Origin of the sequence: Rheinheimera mesophila, from assembly GCF_000986865.1 — a bacterium.
GTDB lineage: Bacteria > Pseudomonadota > Gammaproteobacteria > Enterobacterales > Alteromonadaceae > Pararheinheimera > Pararheinheimera mesophila.
Genome location: NZ_LAVS01000011.1, coordinates 25,781 through 42,546, shown reverse-complemented (window position 1 = coordinate 42,546; position 16,766 = coordinate 25,781). Strand labels below are relative to the sequence as shown.

14 protein-coding genes are annotated in these 16,766 nt (G+C 49.6%); 5 read left to right on the top strand and 9 right to left on the bottom strand.

The genetic code is table 11. The features are described from left to right. Positions 1 to 131 precede the first annotated feature (131 nt). Positions 132 to 1,316: a formate-dependent phosphoribosylglycinamide formyltransferase gene (gene purT, locus SD53_RS06400; protein ID WP_046519406.1), complete on the bottom strand. Its 1,185-nt coding sequence runs from the start codon at positions 1,314 to 1,316 to the stop codon at positions 132 to 134. A gap of 127 nt (positions 1,317 to 1,443) precedes the next feature. Between purT and SD53_RS06395 the strand changes: the two genes are divergently transcribed. Continuing rightward, positions 1,444 to 1,650, top strand: a complete 207-nt coding sequence (locus SD53_RS06395; protein ID WP_046519405.1) for a cysteine-rich CWC family protein — start codon at positions 1,444 to 1,446, stop codon at positions 1,648 to 1,650. A gap of 1 nt (position 1,651) precedes the next feature. On the opposite strand, the gene SD53_RS06390 is transcribed toward SD53_RS06395, so the two are convergent. The 4 genes from SD53_RS06390 to SD53_RS06375 are packed head-to-tail and all read right to left on the bottom strand — an operon-like array spanning position 1,652 to position 5,295. Further along, entirely contained in the window at positions 1,652 to 3,118 is a 1,467-nt protein-coding gene (locus tag SD53_RS06390; protein ID WP_206539905.1) for a glycosyltransferase family 2 protein, read from the bottom strand. Then, on the bottom strand, positions 3,118 to 4,194 hold the full coding sequence (locus SD53_RS06385) for a HEAT repeat domain-containing protein (protein WP_046519404.1): 1,077 nt from the start codon (positions 4,192 to 4,194) through the stop codon (positions 3,118 to 3,120). Before SD53_RS06385 ends, SD53_RS06390 begins: the two co-directional genes overlap by 1 nt. After that, positions 4,175 to 4,918 carry a YaiO family outer membrane beta-barrel protein gene (locus SD53_RS06380; RefSeq protein ID WP_082101801.1) on the bottom strand — a complete coding sequence of 248 codons (744 nt, stop codon included), beginning with the start codon at positions 4,916 to 4,918 and terminating at the stop codon, positions 4,175 to 4,177. The genes SD53_RS06385 and SD53_RS06380 overlap by 20 nt, the downstream gene beginning before the upstream one ends. Continuing rightward, positions 4,915 to 5,295, bottom strand: a complete 381-nt coding sequence (locus tag SD53_RS06375) for a response regulator transcription factor (RefSeq protein ID WP_046519402.1) — start codon at positions 5,293 to 5,295, stop codon at positions 4,915 to 4,917. The genes SD53_RS06380 and SD53_RS06375 overlap by 4 nt, the downstream gene beginning before the upstream one ends. A 163-nt stretch (positions 5,296 to 5,458) precedes the next feature. Between SD53_RS06375 and SD53_RS06370 the strand changes: the two genes are divergently transcribed. Together SD53_RS06370 and SD53_RS06365 are read left to right on the top strand one after the other, a co-directional pair. Next, a complete protein-coding gene (locus SD53_RS06370) occupies positions 5,459 to 6,634 on the top strand; it encodes a benzoate/H(+) symporter BenE family transporter (RefSeq protein WP_241481759.1) in 1,176 nt (391 codons plus the stop codon). 1 nt (position 6,635) lies between these two features. Beyond that, positions 6,636 to 7,271, top strand: a complete 636-nt coding sequence (locus tag SD53_RS06365; RefSeq protein ID WP_046519400.1) for a GntR family transcriptional regulator — start codon at positions 6,636 to 6,638, stop codon at positions 7,269 to 7,271. A gap of 15 nt (positions 7,272 to 7,286) precedes the next feature. On the opposite strand, the gene SD53_RS06360 is transcribed toward SD53_RS06365, so the two are convergent. Together SD53_RS06360 and SD53_RS06355 are read right to left on the bottom strand one after the other, a co-directional pair. After that, a complete protein-coding gene (locus SD53_RS06360; RefSeq protein ID WP_046519399.1) occupies positions 7,287 to 8,051 on the bottom strand; it encodes a peptidylprolyl isomerase in 765 nt (254 codons plus the stop codon). Positions 8,052 to 8,134: 83 nt separating this feature from the next. After that, positions 8,135 to 10,078, bottom strand: a complete 1,944-nt coding sequence (locus SD53_RS06355; RefSeq protein ID WP_046519398.1) for a DNA topoisomerase III — start codon at positions 10,076 to 10,078, stop codon at positions 8,135 to 8,137. A gap of 146 nt (positions 10,079 to 10,224) precedes the next feature. Between SD53_RS06355 and SD53_RS17975 the strand changes: the two genes are divergently transcribed. Further along, complete coding sequence (locus SD53_RS17975; RefSeq protein ID WP_125060951.1) at positions 10,225 to 12,873, top strand: CHASE domain-containing protein; 2,649 nt, start codon at positions 10,225 to 10,227, stop codon at positions 12,871 to 12,873. 23 nt (positions 12,874 to 12,896) lie between these two features. Here SD53_RS17975 and SD53_RS06345 read toward each other — a convergent pair whose 3' ends face one another. After that, positions 12,897 to 13,214, bottom strand: a complete 318-nt coding sequence (locus SD53_RS06345) for a DUF1840 domain-containing protein (protein WP_046519397.1) — start codon at positions 13,212 to 13,214, stop codon at positions 12,897 to 12,899. Positions 13,215 to 13,385: 171 nt separating this feature from the next. Between SD53_RS06345 and SD53_RS06340 the strand changes: the two genes are divergently transcribed. Beyond that, the gene (locus SD53_RS06340) at positions 13,386 to 15,257 is read left to right on the top strand and encodes an Ig-like domain-containing protein (protein ID WP_046519396.1); all 1,872 of its coding nucleotides are present in this window, start codon (positions 13,386 to 13,388) and stop codon (positions 15,255 to 15,257) included. Here SD53_RS06340 and SD53_RS17970 read toward each other — a convergent pair. Continuing rightward, a complete protein-coding gene (locus SD53_RS17970; protein WP_052749281.1) occupies positions 15,254 to 16,765 on the bottom strand; it encodes a sensor histidine kinase in 1,512 nt (503 codons plus the stop codon). The genes SD53_RS06340 and SD53_RS17970 overlap by 4 nt on opposite strands. Position 16,766 lies beyond the last annotated feature (1 nt).

The following is a 16,766-nucleotide window of genomic DNA, read 5'->3' as shown; positions in this document are numbered from 1 at the left end:
TGAACACAAGAATGAGTTTTAATGGTTTGAAGACGAAAGAAATTTAGTTTTGCAGATGGCTGAGCCCCTGACGCTCTGCACTGAAAACCAAACAGGGGCTCTGTCGCCCCTGCCTGACAAAGGAGAAAAACCTACAACACTTCCACTTTAATTCTCGCTATCACATCCAGCGCCTTTTGTTTGGCCTGATCGACGTTATCACCTAAAGCCAAAGCCACACCCATGCGGCGTTCGCCTTGTACTTCGGGTTTACCAAACAGCCGCAAGTCGGTGTCGGGTTGCATTAACGCCTGAGCTAAGTTGCCATAACCAATTTGCTGTGAGTTGCCAGGAACCAGCAATACAGCAGAAGCGGCCGGGCCGTATTGGCGGATAACAGGAATAGGCAAACCTAAAATAGCGCGGGCATGCAAAGCAAATTCAGAATAGTTTTGCGAAATTAAAGTCACCATGCCGGTGTCGTGTGGCCGGGGTGACACTTCGCTAAACCAGACATCGTCGCCTTTGACAAACAGCTCGACGCCAAATAAACCATAACCACCTAAAGCTTCAGTCACCAAAGCGGCATAACGCTGGGCTTTTTCTAACGCAGCGGCTGACATCACCTGAGGTTGCCAGGATTCGCGGTAATCGCCTTTTTCCTGGCGATGACCCACAGGTTCGCAGTATTGAGTACCGGAAAAGGAACGCACTGTCAGCAGAGTGATTTCATAATCGAAGTCGATAAAACCTTCCACTATCACCCGGCCTTTACCAGCACGGCCGCCTTCCTGAGCATAAGCCCAGGCAGCCTCTAAATCGGCGTCGGATTTCAGTACAGACTGGCCTTTACCTGAGGACGACATAATAGGTTTTACCACACAAGGGTAACCAATATGCGCCACAGCAGCTAAGTAGCTGGCTTTGTCATCAGCAAAACGGAATGGCGAGGTTGGCAGTTGTAACTCTTCAGCGGCTAAACGGCGGATGCCTTCGCGGTTCATAGTTAAGTTGGCGGCTTTGGCGCTTGGGATCACAGTGAAACCTTGCTGCTCGAGTTCCACCAGCGTACTGGTAGCAATGGCTTCCAGCTCAGGAACTATCAGTGCAGGCTTTTCTTTGATCACGATTTGACGCAAAGCCGCACCGTCCAGCATAGAGATGACATAACAACGGTCTGCCACCTGCATGGCAGGCGCATTGGCGTAACGGTCGACTGCTATCACTTCGCAGCCTAACCGCTTTAACTCAATACATACTTCTTTGCCCAGCTCACCGCTGCCCAGCAGCAGTACTTTAGTGGCGTTGGCCGCGCCCGGGGTTCCTATCTGGCTCATGCGTTGCACTTCCTCAGCGAAATTCAATGGCAAAGAGCATACCAAAAATCAGCTCTGAACACTTCATGATTTCAGCCAGAGAAGCTAGGCTGAGGTATAGTAAAACACTGTCCAGATCGAGGTTTTTATGTCAGAGCAATTATGCCCTTTATGCCAGCAAAACAATTTATGCAAAGCTGGCACTGCGGAACAAAACCAGTGTTGGTGTATGGCGCAGCAATTTCCGGCGGAGCTATTGGCTCAGGCGCCGGACCAAAATAGCTGTATTTGTAGAGACTGCTTAGCGCGTTTTGCGCAACAAACAACAGCGGTGCAGCAGTTTAAACCCGTCTGATTTATTTGCTGTTTTGCCATTTGCCTGAGCGTTTCATCGTGCCCCAGCTACTTTTGCTGTTTCGCGCCCAAAGCCACAGGCCTTTTAACCGCCACCAGGAATTCAACTGGCGATAGCCAAAGTTTTCCAGCACTGCCATAAAAAACAACCGCATGATGCTGCGCCCGCCTGGATAGACCGGATACGACATTTCTTCCAGCACCAGCGCGACCACAGAAATCAATATGCCAAAACCTATGGTCACCACTAAGAAGGCCAATAAAGCGGCCGGGTCTAACCAACCAGCCAGCCAGGTAAATAACATAAATAAATACCCCATGACTTCCAGCGCCGGGCCCAGGGCTTCAAATAGCAAGGCAAAAGGAAAAGCCAGCCAGCCGACCACACCGGATTTAGGATGGAATAACAACGACATATTCGCACTTAAACTTTCCAGTAAACCACGCTGCCAGCGCACCCGCTGCTGCGCTAAGGTCGCTACATCTTCCGGTGCTTCAGTCCAGCAAACCGGGTCCGGAATAAAATAAATGCGGTATTTGCGTTGATGCAGCCGCATGTGTTTATGCATCCGCACCACCAGTTCCATATCTTCGCCTATAGTTTTATGCCGGTAGCCACCCACTTCAATCACCAAATCTTTTTTAAACAAACCAAAAGCACCGCTGATGATTAACAACGCATTTAAAGACGACCAGCCCAGGCGGCCAAACAAGAAACCACGCAGGTATTCCACTATTTGCAGTTGCGGCAATATTTTGTTTGGTAAAGCGGCTTTTAATAACAAACCATCTTTTACTTCACAGCCGTTGGCAATACGTACTGTGCCACCAGCAGCTATGGCGTCCGGGTCTTCCAAAAAAGGCCGGATAATACGCAGCAGGCTGTCGCGCTGCAAAATAGAGTCGGCGTCTACACCACAAAACAGTGGGAAACGCGAAAGATTCACCCCGGCGTTTAACGCATCAGCTTTACCGCCATTGGCTTTGTCTATCACTTTTAAATTCGGGTAACGGCTGGATTGATAAATGCCGCGAATGGGCTGGCAAGGTAAACGTAAAGGGCAAGTGGCCGAAGACAAACTTAAGGCAAAACTTTGTTTGAGGACCTCTAAAGTGTCATCTTTGGAGCCGTCGTTGATGACGATCACTTCATATTCAGGGTACGTCAGTTGCAATAAAGACAACACTGAGCTGGCGATGGTTTCCTGCTCGTTATACGCAGGCACCAGCACAGAAATAGGCGTTAAAAAGCTGGCATAGCTGGCCGGCAACAACTCAGTTCGTGCCGATTGGATATGGCTGCGCATCACCAGTAACGCTACTAAATTCAGCGTTAGGTAACCTGCTGACAAACAGACAAAATACCCCACCAACAGCCATTGCAAAGGCACCAGCCAGGGAGCCAAATCCAACTGCTGTACCCATTGATGGGTCAGTTCTATGACCTGCTGCATCCAGTCGTTCATCATCAGGTTCTCCCTTGGTGCTGACGTTGTTGTTCTTCTTTTACCTGCAACAAAATCGCCAGTGCAAAAGGATCTGTCAGTTGTTGCTGCCAGAGTTGTAGCTGCGCCTCGTCAACACCGGGTAAGCTGATTAGGCTCTGTGCGGCACGATACCGTACCCACCAGTTGGGATCCGACAACATGTTCAACAATAAAGGCGCGTCAGAACTGTCGCCTAACCGGGCCAGAGCTTTGGCAAGCTGCACCCGAACTTCCCATTGTGGATGTTCAACCTGCTGGCGCAATAATGGCAGTAAATCCGGCGATACAGCGCTGGCAAAAGCTGTAGTCAGTAGTTCCATTTCATCCGGATATTGTGTTAAAGCCTGCTGGATCAGCGGTTGGCTGTCGATCGGCGATAAGATATGCATTAGCTTAATTAACCGTCTGAGTTCTTTGGCTGTGGCTTTTTCGGCGCACTCTGTCACAGACCGAACCATCAGATCGTGCGGCAAGCGCACTAACAAACCAGCGACCCGGCTGACCGACCAGTCGTCGCGATAAATTTGACTCAAAATAACCGGCAGGCCCAATTTGGCGTCTATCGACAACAAAGCCCGGGCCGCCACTAAAGAGAAAATCGTTCTTTTATCCAGCACATGTGGCAACAGCTCAGCAAAAGCCGATTTTTCCTGCACTATGCCCAGCGCCATAATGGCGGTTAACTTTTTATCTGTACTGTAGCCATGCAGCCACTGTTTCATCACTGGGATCAGATCCAAGCGCTGCGCCAGTTCGGCCAGCCGGGTTGACGCGCTGCCCCGCACTGTTTGTTCAAGCTGCAACCACAATTGCACTACAAAACCAAAACCTTCCGCATTAAGCTGAGGCAAAGGGCCCGTTGTTTGTTCCGGCGAATAAATCCAGGAGAACAGAATAGGAGTCCACTGTTCCGTGGCCTGCTGGCGGCTTTTTTCTCGCTGTCGTCTTTCGTAATGCATAAACAGCGTCAACAGCAATAGCATCAGTGTCATCAGCAATAACACAGCGCTGCTGTACCACACCAACTGCACTATCACATCAGAGTGTGTATCGGACACCTAAACCCACCTCAGTTTTTTCGTATAACACATCTTGTTCAGACCAGCTCAGGTTGTATAACAAGCTCCAATCGGTGGCAAAAGCAAACTGACCAAATAAACCAATGCGGGTGACATCCATCACCAGTACCCGGTTGGGCAGGCGTTCCAGCTCTTTGCCCTTCACCAGTAAGGCAGTGAGATAATCCGTATCGTTAAAGTAATAACTGGCTTGCAGTACATGAGTATTGGCTGAGCCTGTGTCTTCGGGTCTGGAGTGATACAAGGTGTAGGCGTAGCGCCATGAGCCCCGATAATGTTCATTCATCAGGCTGTAACTGCGGCTGTCCTGCTGATCATCATTTGATACAGAGACTCCCGGTGTCACCACCCAACCTTTAGTCCATTGCCAGGCCAGTTGACTGCCCAGTGAGAGCTCAGGCCTTACTCTGTTTTGCGGACTATAGGCGGCTTGACCTAACCAGGTGAGATCATCACTGAGTTTATAGTAGCCATCCGTCAGCCATTCCTGATCCTTTAAGTCAAAACGCTTACTGCGCTGCCAGCGGGCTCCCCAGCCATAATCTGTGGTTGCATGACGTAATCCGGCATAATAAAACGAACCGTCAGCAAAACTGTCCGACAACTGTTCATAACCAGCTCCGCTTTCCAATTGATAACTGTCCGCTGCCACAGCACAGACAGGCATGAAAGCGGACAACATAAAGACGAAACTTTTCATCATCCTTGTTTCCCTATCAGACGACGTAAACGGGCACTTAATTCAGGCGGCTGAAATGGTTTGACTAAGTAGTCGTCTGCACCTTTTTTCAGCGCAAGAGCTATGTCTTCTTCTCCCATTTTGGAGGTCAGAATCAATACGGGAACACTAGCCATAGCCGCTTGGTTGCGAATTAATTCCAGTAAAAACAAGCCGTCAAAAAATGGCAGCATTAAATCCAGTACGACAGCACTAAAGTCGCGACCGGATAACACCAACTCCTGCGCCTGTTGACCATCTTTCAGCCATTCCACTTGATAACCATCACGTTGCAGAATAAAAACCAATAACTTGCCAATCAGCTCATCATCCTCAACCAGCAATACAGTTTTAACGCCCATTCATACTCCACAGATCGGCTGTCTCTGGCTCCTTTCTTAAGCTAATTCACTGACATGTTCAAGCTGTAGAGAAAAAAAAGACAATAGAGGTTACTCAATTAGCAGTGAGCCACTGGATTTTGTATACAAATTAAATTAGTGTATTCAAAAATATTTAAGGTAGATGACGATGTGGCGTGACTTTAGCTTATCGGCCATAGCTGCTGGCTTTGTGGCAGTCTTGGTGGGCTTTGCCAGTTCAGTGGCTATTGTGTTTCAGGCTGCAGCAGCCGCAGGTGCCGATCAGGTGGTGATGGCGTCCTGGATTTTAGCTCTGGGTTTAGGCATGGGCCTGACCTGCATTGGTTTGTCTTGCTATTTTAAAGCTCCTGTTTTAACCGCATGGTCCACGCCCGGAGCTGCACTTTTAGTCAGCAGTTTACCGGGCCTGAGTTTAGCTGAAGCTGTGGGCGTGTTTATCTTTGCCGCCGCTTTAAGTTTAGTCTTGGGTTTGACCGGTTGGTTTGAAAAACTCAGCGCGAAAATTCCACTGCAAATCGCCTCTGCCATGCTGGCCGGTATTTTATTTAACTTCGGGTTGTCGATTTTTACCTCTTTGCAGCAGGACTTGTGGCTGGTTGGTTTGATGTGCGTCACTTACCTGATCAGCAAACAGTACCTGCCGCGTTATGCTATTCCGCTGGTGTTGGTGGTGGCTGTGCTTTATGCCAGTTTGCAAGGACAACTGAGCCTGGCTCAGGTGCATCTAGACTGGCCTGCTCCGGTCTGGATTTGGCCAGACTGGTCTCTCAGCGCATTCATTGGTGTAGGCGTACCACTTTTTATTGTCACTTTAACCTCGCAAAATATTCCGGGTTTAGCGGTATTTAAAAGCAGTGGTTACCACCTGCCGGTGTCGCCTTTGATCAATGCCAGTGCGCTGACCACTATAGTATTGGCACCATTAGGCGCTTTTTCGATCAATTTAGCCGCTATTACAGCCGCCATTTGTGCCAGCCCTGAAGCTCATACCGATCCGGCCAAAAGATACAGCGCCGGGGTGGCCGCCGGTATTTTTTACCTGCTGACTGGTGTAGCTGGCGCTGCTGTGGTGGCGTTATTTGCCGCCTTTCCAGCCACTTTAGTCACAGCGTTAGCAGGACTGGCGTTGCTTGGTACTATAGCTACGAATTTGACTCTGACCACCCAGGCCGGGCCAAACAGAGAAGCCGCTGTAGTCACCTTACTGGTGACAGTTTCAGGCGTTAGTTTTTTTGGCATCGCCTCGGCTTTCTGGGGCTTAGTCGCAGGTTTACTCTGTGTGCTGGTCCTCAAACTACCGAAAAAACAGGTGGTCTGAGATGACTAAAGCCAGTTTATATCAGCAGTTAAAACAGGATATCCGGCAGGGCGTCTGGCCAGCGGGTACAGTACTGAATCAACAAAAGTTATCGGAGTATTATCAGGTTAGTCGCATTCCGGTGCGGGATGCGTTACAGCAACTCAAAGCAGAAGCGCTATTAGTCATGGCAGGCAAAGCCAGTTTAATGGTGCCGCCTTTAACCGCAGCAGAAGCTGAAGAGTTGTATCAAATTCGCCTGCAACTGGAACCTATGGCGCTGCGTCGGGCTTTTCCTCAGCTTAGTTTTGCTTTGCTCGGTCAGGCCGAAGATTTATTGCAGCGAATTGAGCAGGATCAGCATTTATCCGCAGCAGACAGAGGCGCACTCAACTGGCAATTTCACCTGATGTTGTATCAGGCCAGTCATTGCCCGCATTTGCTGCGTTTACTGCACAGTCTGCACCAGCAAGTGGAACGTTATTTAGGTTTTCAGGAAATCAGCCTGAACTATGCCGATACCAGTCATCAGGAGCATTGGCAATTACTGGAGTTACTGCGATCGCAGCAATTGGACGCTGCTGTCACTTTACTACAGCAGCATATTCAGCAGGCCGGTGAGTTATTAGTCACTCACCTGCGCCAGCTTAGCACCTAGTGTTTCGCCGGGGGCTTATACCTTCCGGCGGCGCCAGAAGGCTAAAGCAGCCAGAGCCAGCAGTAAAGTTGGCGCAGAAGAACCACTGCCTGAACTGTCGCTGCTACCAGCCAGAGTGTTGGGTACAGGATTCAAATTAGCTGCTGTAGTTGGGCTGTCATTGATGATACTAATACGCTCAATAGTCACCAGGTTACTGGCAGTCACAGCTACATTATTCGCCAGATCTGTGGCGCTGTATGAACGCAGTGGTACTCCTGCAAATTTTCCTGTCGCTGGTACATATAAGTCCTCAATACTGTCGAGAATAGACATGCCTGTTCCCTGGACTGTACCAAATACTGTAAAGCCACTATTTTGTTTATCCAGATTACTGGCATTGTTTTCCAGATTGACAAACCACTGAATAGTGGCGCTATTGGGACTATTTGCCACTTTTGCCATAGCCACAGTGCCACGCACGTTAGATAGTTTAGGCTCGTTATCAACCGGGCCTCTTGGGGTTACAGCGGTAAATGGGTTGGTATTATTACCACTGTAGCGGAAGCCTCCCCCCTGAATGACAAAGTCTTTTACTGAACGGTGGAGCAGGACATTGTTGTATGAACCATCTCTGACGTACGTCAGGAAATTAGCCACAGTTTTTGGCGTAGTTTGGTCAAACAGGTTGATTTCAAAATCACCCATATTGGTTTCTACCAACACAATAGTAGCGACAGCGGGATGGCTGAACGCCAAAGCAGCGGTAAAGGTTGCCGCAAATATAGATTTTTTTAACATGCTAAGGCTCTTTGCGAATAAAGTGCGTTGACTTTAATCGAATAACCAAAGCTCAAGCCAGCAGCATTACAATTGGTAACGAACTAGCTAACTTTATTAACCTTTTTGCCTGCTGATCCCGCTGCCGCAAAGCGTCTTTTCTTCTTATAGGCAGGTTTTTGTTGAGGAGCTGTTTTGGCGATTTCAGCCGATACCTGAGCCTGTTGTATTAACAAGGCAATTTCTGGCTGCAACTGCGCCATAAACTGCGGGTAATCTTGTTGTTGATGGCAAATTTGTTCCAGTTGAGCTTCCCACAAAGCGGTTAAATCTGGTGTGGTGATGCGTTGTGGCAAGCTCTGAATAAAAACACGGCCCAACTGACTGGCACGAATTTGTTTGCCCTGGCGCTGTAAATAACCGCGCTTAAACAACAACTCCAGAATACCAGCCCGGGTTGCTTCGGTACCTAAGCCTGCTGTTTCTTTTAGAATACGCTTGAGTTCAGGATCCGTAACAAAACGGCTGATCCCCGTCATCGCGGCCAATAACGTGGCATCGGTAAAATAAGCTGGGGGTTGGGTTTGTTTCGACAACAACTCTGACTGACCGGATTGCAACTGTTGGCCTTTTGTCAGAGGCGGTAAACTTTGTTGCTCATCAGTATCCTCGTCTTGCTCCTCTTTCTGACTGGCCTTGTAAAAAGCTTTCCAGCCTAACGACTGCACCAAACGCGCCTGAGCTTTAAATACACCTCCGGCAATTTTCAGCAGCGCCTGCTGCTCAAGATAGCAGTAGGGTGGGAAAAACTGCCATAAAAACTGCCGGGCGATCAGCCAGTAGAGCTTGGCTTCACTGCTATTCAGGCTGGCTGATTTCAGCGCTTTATCGGTCGGAATAATAGCGTGGTGAGCAGTAATTTTACTGTCATCCCAGGCTTTGCTGCGCAGACTCAGAGTCGCCTGCTGTTGCATATCGGCAAGCTCCGGGCTGTTGGCCACTATGGCGCGACACACCGCAGCAGACTGACTAAATTGCTGTTCTGGTACATACCGGCAATCCGAGCGTGGGTAGGTGATCAGTTGATGGCGTTCATACAATTGCTGGCAGGTATCCAGTACTTGTTGCGCTGTCATGCCATACAGTTTGGCCGCTTCAATTTGCAGAGCCGACAAACTAAAAGGCAAAGGCGCGTACTGTTTTTTCGGCAGTTGTTGCACTTGCTCTACTACAGCCACTTGATGGCTGGTTTTACGTTGTACCAGTTCAGCCAATTCGCGACTCAATACCCGGCCCTCTTCATCCTGATAAGGTGCGCAGGCCTCACTGGGCTGCCACATGGCAGTAAAAGGCCAGTCGGCTGTGGTTATATGTGCTTTGACCTGATAAAAATCACGGCTGACAAAGTTCTCTATTTGTAAGTCGCGTTGTACCACTAATCCCAGGACTGGCGTTTGTACCCGGCCAACGGACAACACTCCCTGATAGCCTTGTTTCTGGCCATGCAGGGTATAAGCACGGGTTAAATTAATGCCATACAGCCAGTCGGCTCTGCTGCGCGCCAGGGCACTTTGCGACAAAGGCGCAAACTCAGAATTTTGCTTTAACTGCTGCAAAGCCAAACGCACAGCGCCTGGAGTTAAATCGTTGAGTAGTAATCTTTTGGTTTGTTTCAGTTTGCCTGGGCTGATTTTGCTATGTTGCAGCACTTCATCCACCAGCAACTGGCCCTCTCTGTCCGGGTCACCCGCGTGCACCAGTTCAGTCGCTTCTTTGATCAACTGAGTGAGCACTTTAAGCTGAGCTTTACTTTGAGCTTTAGGGATCAGCTTCCATTGGTCTGGCACTATAGGCAAATGCTCCAGCCGCCAGCTTTTGTAAGCGGCATCATAGTACTCGGGTTCAGCCTGTTCTAATAAGTGGCCAAGACACCAACTGACTTTATCGCCATTGCTAAGTTGCAGATAACCCTGCTGTTTTTGATGTGAGCCAAAAGCGTCGGCTATAGCGCGGGCCATGCTTGGCTTTTCGGCGATATATAATCTCATAAGCAATTGACTGTATGAAAACACAGTTAATTTAACCCTAATTTTTGCTAAAAAGCAAAGACAGCAGCATTTGTTTTCTGTTGGGTACGGAGTAAGCTAAGACTTTGCCGGTGCAAACCGGGGTTAAGTCAGGTGAATTGTCAGTTTTGATCACTCTTTCAGCCTTCAGCACAGCACTGATCCGTAACCTTCTGCTGGCCCTTGGTTACTTTGCGTTTGGATATCTGGCCTTGATGCTGGCCATAGCACCGGGTCTGGCTACTGCTGTGTTTCCCTCTGTTGGTATTGCCATAGCGGCGACTCTGCTGTGGGGTTATCCCATGCTGTTTGGTACTTTTCTCGGCTCTTTTGTATTGATTTTCAGTAGAGGCGATTGGCCGGATAGCAGCCTGTGGCCGGAGCAACTGCAGCACTGTTTTAGCATGGCGGCGGTGACCGTCTTGACCGTGGCGATAGCCGTCTGGTCTGTGCGGCGTTTTGCTGACTTTCACACCGCACTGACCTATGAACGAAGCATCATAGGTTTATTTATTCTGGCGGGCCCTGTTGCTTGCCTGATCAGCTCAGGTTTATCGACAGCGGTGTTGCTGCAGCATAATGTTCTCAGTACCGATGAGGTGCAACTGAATTGGCTGACCTGGTGGATAGGTGACATGCTGGGTGTCATGATCTTTCTGCCTTTAACCTTTATGCTGTTTGCCAGACCCCGGGCTTTATGGCGGTCACGTTGGCTGACGGTAGGCTTGCCTCTGCTGGTCTGTGCCGTGCTGGTCACTGCATTGTCTATTCGGGCTCGTTTTCAGTATCAGGACACTCAGCAGCAGCGTTTTTTTGATCAGGCAGAACAAATCAATGCCACTTTCCAGTTCAGGGTCAGCAAAGTGTTGCAAAAAATGCAGTCGCTCGAGCGCTTATTTGCCACTCAGCCTGAGATCACGGATGCTATGTTCCAGCAGTTTCTGCAGCATTATCCCTGGCAGGAATCTGGCGTATTGTACTTTGATTGGGTCGAACAAGTCAGTCATGCACAGCGACTTGAACTTGAGCCCGCCTTAGCCTTTTTGGAGTATGCCAATCCGGGAGTAAAATATGCTGAGGTCAGGCCGAGCTATAGCATCGTCCGCTACATGGCGTCGGCAACAGGCGACCGCAGTCTGATTGGCCTGGATTTAAGCGCTGAAGCAAAACGCAAGGAAGCCATGGACTACGCCAGAGATAAGGGCGAAATCAGTATGACGGCCCCGGTCAAGCTGGTGAATGGAGATGATGCAGTATTGTTTTTTATTCCTGTGTATCAACATGGTACAGAGCCTAAAACGCAGGCCGAGCGCAGACAGCAACTGCGTGGTTTTGTCTGCGGTATTTTTTCAACCAAAGTTCTGGTACAAACCAGCTTAAGCCAATACGACAACTCACAATTCAACCTACAAATCAGAGACTTGGGAACAGGTGACTTGTATTATGGCGCACCACTGGCTTCATCGGATCCGCAGTGGCTGAACTGGGTTAATTTTTGGTCTTACGCTGGCCGGACTATGGAGTTACAACTGGTCCCCAGCGCGAAAATGCTGGCAGCAAACTCTGGTCAGCAAAGCTGGTATGTGCTGACCGGTGGCTTGGTGTTATCCAGCTTATTGGGCATCTTTCTGTTAGTGCTGACCGGACGCTCAGCGCGGATTGAGCACTTAATAGCACAACGCACCAAAGAGCTCAGTTCGATCCTTGATAATGCAGTTGAGTCCATCATCATAGTGGATCAGCAAGGGCTGATCGAAAGGGTTAATAAAGAAACCTCCTTGTTGTTTGGTTACCCTATGCCCGCACTGTTGCGTCAGCCGGTTAGCAAATTATTGGCCTATTTACCTGAGCATAAAAATCACCAACTGCTGCAACCTTTGATGCTCGAGCAGTTGAACTTATGGGTAGGCCACACGGTGGAGGTAACTGGACTGAATCAGGAAGGCCAGCAAATACCGCTGGAAATGGGGTTAAGCCGGGTTGATATTGCAGATAAACATTTATACACCCTAATGCTGCATGACTTGAGAGAGCGTAAAAAAATAGACCGGATGAAAAGCGAGTTCATCTCTACCGTCAGCCATGAATTACGCACGCCCTTGACCTCTATTAATGGTTCTTTGGGCTTATTAGCAGGTGGTGTAGTGGGAGAATTGCCCCCACAAGCCCAGCAATTGGTGCAAATAGCCAAAACCAATACCGACCGTCTGGCTCGTCTGGTCAATGATATTCTGGATATTGAAAAACTGGAATTTGGCCAGTTAAAGCTGCAGCCCTCAGAGGTTGAAGTGCTGGCGTTATTGCAGGAAGCTAAGGCTCAAAATCAGGCCTATGCCGATAAGTATCTGGTCAGGCTGGATTTAGTGGCACCACCAGAGGCCGCGCCTGTGTATTTGTATCAGGATAAATTCCGCTTGCTGCAAATTCTGTCGAATTTGATCTCCAATGCTATTAAGTTTTCACCCAGTCATTCAGTCGTAACGTTAAGTTATCAATTAAAACAGCAGCAACTGGTGATCCAGGTGACCGATCAGGGTGCAGGCATAGCCGAATCTTTCAGAAGCAAAATTTTCCAGAAATTCGCTCAGGCCGACAGCTCCGACAGTCGCAGTAATCAGGGTTCAGGCCTGGGGTTAAATATCAGTAAAACCCTGGTGGAGATGATGCAAGGCAGTATAGATTTTGAATCAGAACTGGGTAAAGGTACCTGCTTTAGCCTGACTTTTCCTTACTATCCATCATTCAATCGACACGAAAAAACTCAGCAGTCGGAATAGCGACAAGCGGGCTTAAAAAATGGCTACTCCCAGCTCACTCCTTTTTGCTCGCGTATAGCCGCCTGCATTAATGCAATTAGCGGCACGGCGCGATGTTTTAGCGGAACCGTATTAGGTTTTTCCTGGTCTTTATCGGCTGAATCATCAGGTAATTCAGCCTGCTCACGGGCTTCCAATTCGGTTAAGCCTTGTTGCAACAACACCAACGCCTCTGCCACGTCGTCGGCAAACAAAGCGCCGGGAGCTTTAGGTAAACGGCCCATCAACTCTAACAGTTGCAAAGCGATATGGCCAAACATCGGCACTGGCGCGGCGGCTACAGATTTAAACGTAATTAACATAACGGTCTGACTTCCAGAGAAATGAAACTTCAGCATGCGCTGTTCGGCAGTAAAGCACAAGCGAATGCCATGATGCTCAGGCAGAGCCTATACAAAAGGCTCGTACCTCTTTAGAATTCAATAAATTTGCAAATTTTACATAAGCTAACGTTCTGGTTACAAGGATAGTGTATGACGCTGTTGCCACGTGTTTTGTCTGGTCTGTATGTTATTTTTTCTCTGCTGTTTTTAACCGCCTGCGGAGGGTCCGATAAAACTGAGGATGCCACTGCTGTTGCAGTCAGTGCCAGCACAGCCAGTTTGGATATAGGTTTTCCTGAGCGTTTTAGTACCATTTCCGCTACGGTCAGAGACGCTGACGGCGAGCTGTTGCGCAATGCCACAGTCCAGTTCAGTACCACCTTAGGCAGCTTTAGTGCAACCGAAGCCATCACCCGCACTACAGCAGAAACTGGCCGTGGTGGTTCTAATGATGCAGGCAATGGAGTTGCGGCTGTGCGCCTGTTTCCAGGTCAAAGTGCGGGTTCAGCGACAGTGACTGTGTATGTCAATGGCGTGCAGACCACCACCACAGTCACTATCGCAGGCACTGCAGTCGAACCTGAACGGCCTGTACCAGCCAGCATCAGTATTGCAGCCAGTGAACGCGCTATTTTTGTAGCTGGTGTCGGCCAGATGGAAAGCAGCACTATTACAGTGCGTTTGCTGACCTCCACAGGTGGCGCAGCGAAGGATGCCCCGGCGGGTATCAATAACGTGCGGGTGAGTTTTGTCACTCAGCCTAATGGTGGTGAATTGCTGCTTGGGACACAATCGTCAGGTCAGTTGGTGCAAAACACTAAGACTCTGGATGTAGCCACCACCAATGGCGTTGCCACCTTAACGCTGAATTCAGGCCAGTTACCCGGAGTGGTGGAACTCAAAGCTGAAGCTTTGGACACTACAGGCGCCAGTTATAGCCCGGCGATCCAAACCACAGCGTCGGTACTGAGTATAGCCTCAGGCCCTGCTCACTCTATTGTGTTCAGTTATCCAATCGAAGCTGGTATTCAGAATATGGGTAATGGTACCTACAGAAGGGAAGGCGGTTTGTTGGTCACTGACAGATACGGCAACCCTGTGGCTGACGGTACAGTGATCAACCTCGGGGTGATTGACAGCGTGTTATTGTCCAACAGAGCACCACAAATTAACTACGGTTTTGGCAGCACTGTGACTGACGGTAATGCCTCTACTACAGCCAATTCCACAATACTCACAGATTTAAGCAATGCCTTGTTTCAAAGTGCAGTGATTACCCGCAACAATACCAACCGTTTTATCGAAGCGCAGGACAGAGTGTTGATTTTTAACGCTCAGGCTGAAGATAAAAGTCGTTTTGTCGCCGCCTTGCCTACTCAGGCCAGCAGCGTGACAGTCAATAAAAACTACCTGAATACAGACACTGAGCTCGAATATCTGGTTGGAGCTTCATTATTAGGTATGCAGGTTGCGGGTGTAGACCCGGCCAAAGAAGGCCTGGTTAGCGGCCAGGCGGTAACAAAAGACGGTGCCGCCAGCTTTTACCTGACCTATCCGGCCAATCAGGATACTATTTCAACGGGTTGTGTGTCGCCTAATCTGGATACCCGTCATTCACCGCGCGGCTCGGCTCAGGTTTTTGTGGTGGCTGAAGCCAGTGGCAGCAGTGCCACCACTATTGATGACAGAGCCTGTTTCAATTACATCAGCCCTGCTGTGATCAGCTCCGGTATCACCAGCATCAGCGGTGACACTGTGCTGAGCCTGGAGATACGGGATCAAGGTGCAGTGCGCTTGCCTTTCCTTGGCTTTGATGCAGGTATTAGTTACGGTGCGTCAAACAACGGGAATTTGCAGGTGGAGGTGGGACATTGTTTGGCAACGGCCAGCTTACGCACCGATTTGTATGGGCAATGCGAACTGCAAATCAACACCAGCGGAGGCACTTCGGGTGATACCGCCACCATCACTTTAGGGGTTTCAGGTGGCACACCTTTAGCTATCTCTGTCACTGTGCCTTAACTTTTCTGCTGCAGTGGCAGACTGATCACCGCCTGAAAACCACAAACTATCCCTGAAGCTGCATAGAGGTTATGCAGCTTTAACTCTCCGTCACAACTTTCCACTGCTCTTTTGGCAATACTTAAACCTAAACCCACACCGTCTTTTTTACTTTGAGCCCGGAAAAAAGGCGTAAAAAGTTTAGCTAAATCATCATGCGCTACACCTGGGCCCTGATCGGAAATACAAATCTGCACCTGCTGCTCGTGCTGTTGCAGCTCTATAGTGACCAGAGTTAAAGCGGGAGTAAATTTGATGGCATTGCGGATCAGGTTTTCCAGTGCACGGTAAAGCAGGTCAGGGTCGGCCTGCACCCACACTGTGGTGTCTGCTTTGACCCGCAGTTGCTTTTGCTGCGACAAGGCCTCAAGCCGGCCGTCTTCAGCCACAGATTCCAGCAATTCCAACAGATCGACAGGCTGTAACTTGACTGCAGCAGCACCACTTTCCAGTCGTGAGTAGGTCAGAATTTCTTCAACTAAGGCGTTGAGTTTTTGCGTTTCGGCTTCAACTTTATCCAGTACCATGGCGCTTTCTGACGGCGTTTGCCGGGCTAGCCCAACCAAAATTTGTAAGCGGGCTAAGGGCGAACGGAACTCATGGGAGACATCATGCAATAAACGGCGTTGGCCACTGATGGCCTGTTCAACACTTTTGGCCATCTCATTGAAACTGCGGGCGACAGCGCCAAACTCATCCCGCCGCCCTGTGACTTTAGGCCCGAGTTGAGTCAGCCATTGATCCGAGGCCAGTGACTGCAAGGCTCGTTTTAATTGCCGCACCGGCGAGGCGAAGTACCAGGCCAACCATAAACTGACAGATAAGCTGGTCAGCAAAATAGCTGCCAGCAAAAATGCCGGATGAAACCATACGGGAGGCATAGCCAGGGTCGGCTTTACCGGCATGCCGGGCGGCGGACCTTGATCAGAGACACCTGTCGACGCTAAATCGGGTCTGGCGCCAGCGGGCGCTGGGCCAAAAGGTCGGGCGGGTTGTGCATTGTGTATGTCCAGACGTTGTGCTGGCACTGAGCTGGCGGCCATGACGCCTCTGCCACTGCGTAACCAATCCAGTAAAAACTCGTGGCGCGGTACAGCCAATAAAAACCAGCTTTGGCCGGATTTGTCCTGCACTTTGTATTCAGCTTGTTCGGTCAGTAATTCGGCCCAGTTTGACGGCACTTTACGCTGCAGATAATCTTCGCCCCTGGCATTGAGCAGTAGAATTTTGTCGCGGGACATAGGGTCGTCGTCCCAGCGCTGCAATACATCACCAAGTAACTGAATACCGCCTGAGTCTATCATCAGTTGAGCAGAGCCCAGCACCAGACGCAATTGTGGCCCTATCCAGACGGGCCTGGGTTCGTCTTCTGCGGCACGACTCAGTTCGTTAACCGCCCAGACTAAAGTACCGGCCAGAATCAGCGCGCCCCAAAAAGCGACTAAAAATTTCCAGAATACCTGCCCCATA

Coding starts and splice junctions, on each gene's coding strand:
- SD53_RS06370 (WP_241481759.1), top strand. CDS start 5,459: ATGACGATGTGGCGTGACTTTAGCTTATCGGCCATAGCTGCTGGCTTT.
- SD53_RS06395 (WP_046519405.1), top strand. CDS start 1,444: ATGTCAGAGCAATTATGCCCTTTATGCCAGCAAAACAATTTATGCAAA.
- SD53_RS06340 (WP_046519396.1), top strand. CDS start 13,386: ATGACGCTGTTGCCACGTGTTTTGTCTGGTCTGTATGTTATTTTTTCT.
- SD53_RS06380 (WP_082101801.1), bottom strand. CDS start 4,918: ATGATGAAAAGTTTCGTCTTTATGTTGTCCGCTTTCATGCCTGTCTGT.
- SD53_RS06375 (WP_046519402.1), bottom strand. CDS start 5,295: ATGGGCGTTAAAACTGTATTGCTGGTTGAGGATGATGAGCTGATTGGC.
- SD53_RS06355 (WP_046519398.1), bottom strand. CDS start 10,078: ATGAGATTATATATCGCCGAAAAGCCAAGCATGGCCCGCGCTATAGCC.
- SD53_RS06360 (WP_046519399.1), bottom strand. CDS start 8,051: ATGTTAAAAAAATCTATATTTGCGGCAACCTTTACCGCTGCTTTGGCG.
- SD53_RS06390 (WP_206539905.1), bottom strand. CDS start 3,118: ATGATGAACGACTGGATGCAGCAGGTCATAGAACTGACCCATCAATGG.
- SD53_RS06365 (WP_046519400.1), top strand. CDS start 6,636: ATGACTAAAGCCAGTTTATATCAGCAGTTAAAACAGGATATCCGGCAG.
- purT (WP_046519406.1), bottom strand. CDS start 1,316: ATGAGCCAGATAGGAACCCCGGGCGCGGCCAACGCCACTAAAGTACTG.
- SD53_RS06345 (WP_046519397.1), bottom strand. CDS start 13,214: ATGTTAATTACGTTTAAATCTGTAGCCGCCGCGCCAGTGCCGATGTTT.
- SD53_RS17970 (WP_052749281.1), bottom strand. CDS start 16,765: ATGGGGCAGGTATTCTGGAAATTTTTAGTCGCTTTTTGGGGCGCGCTG.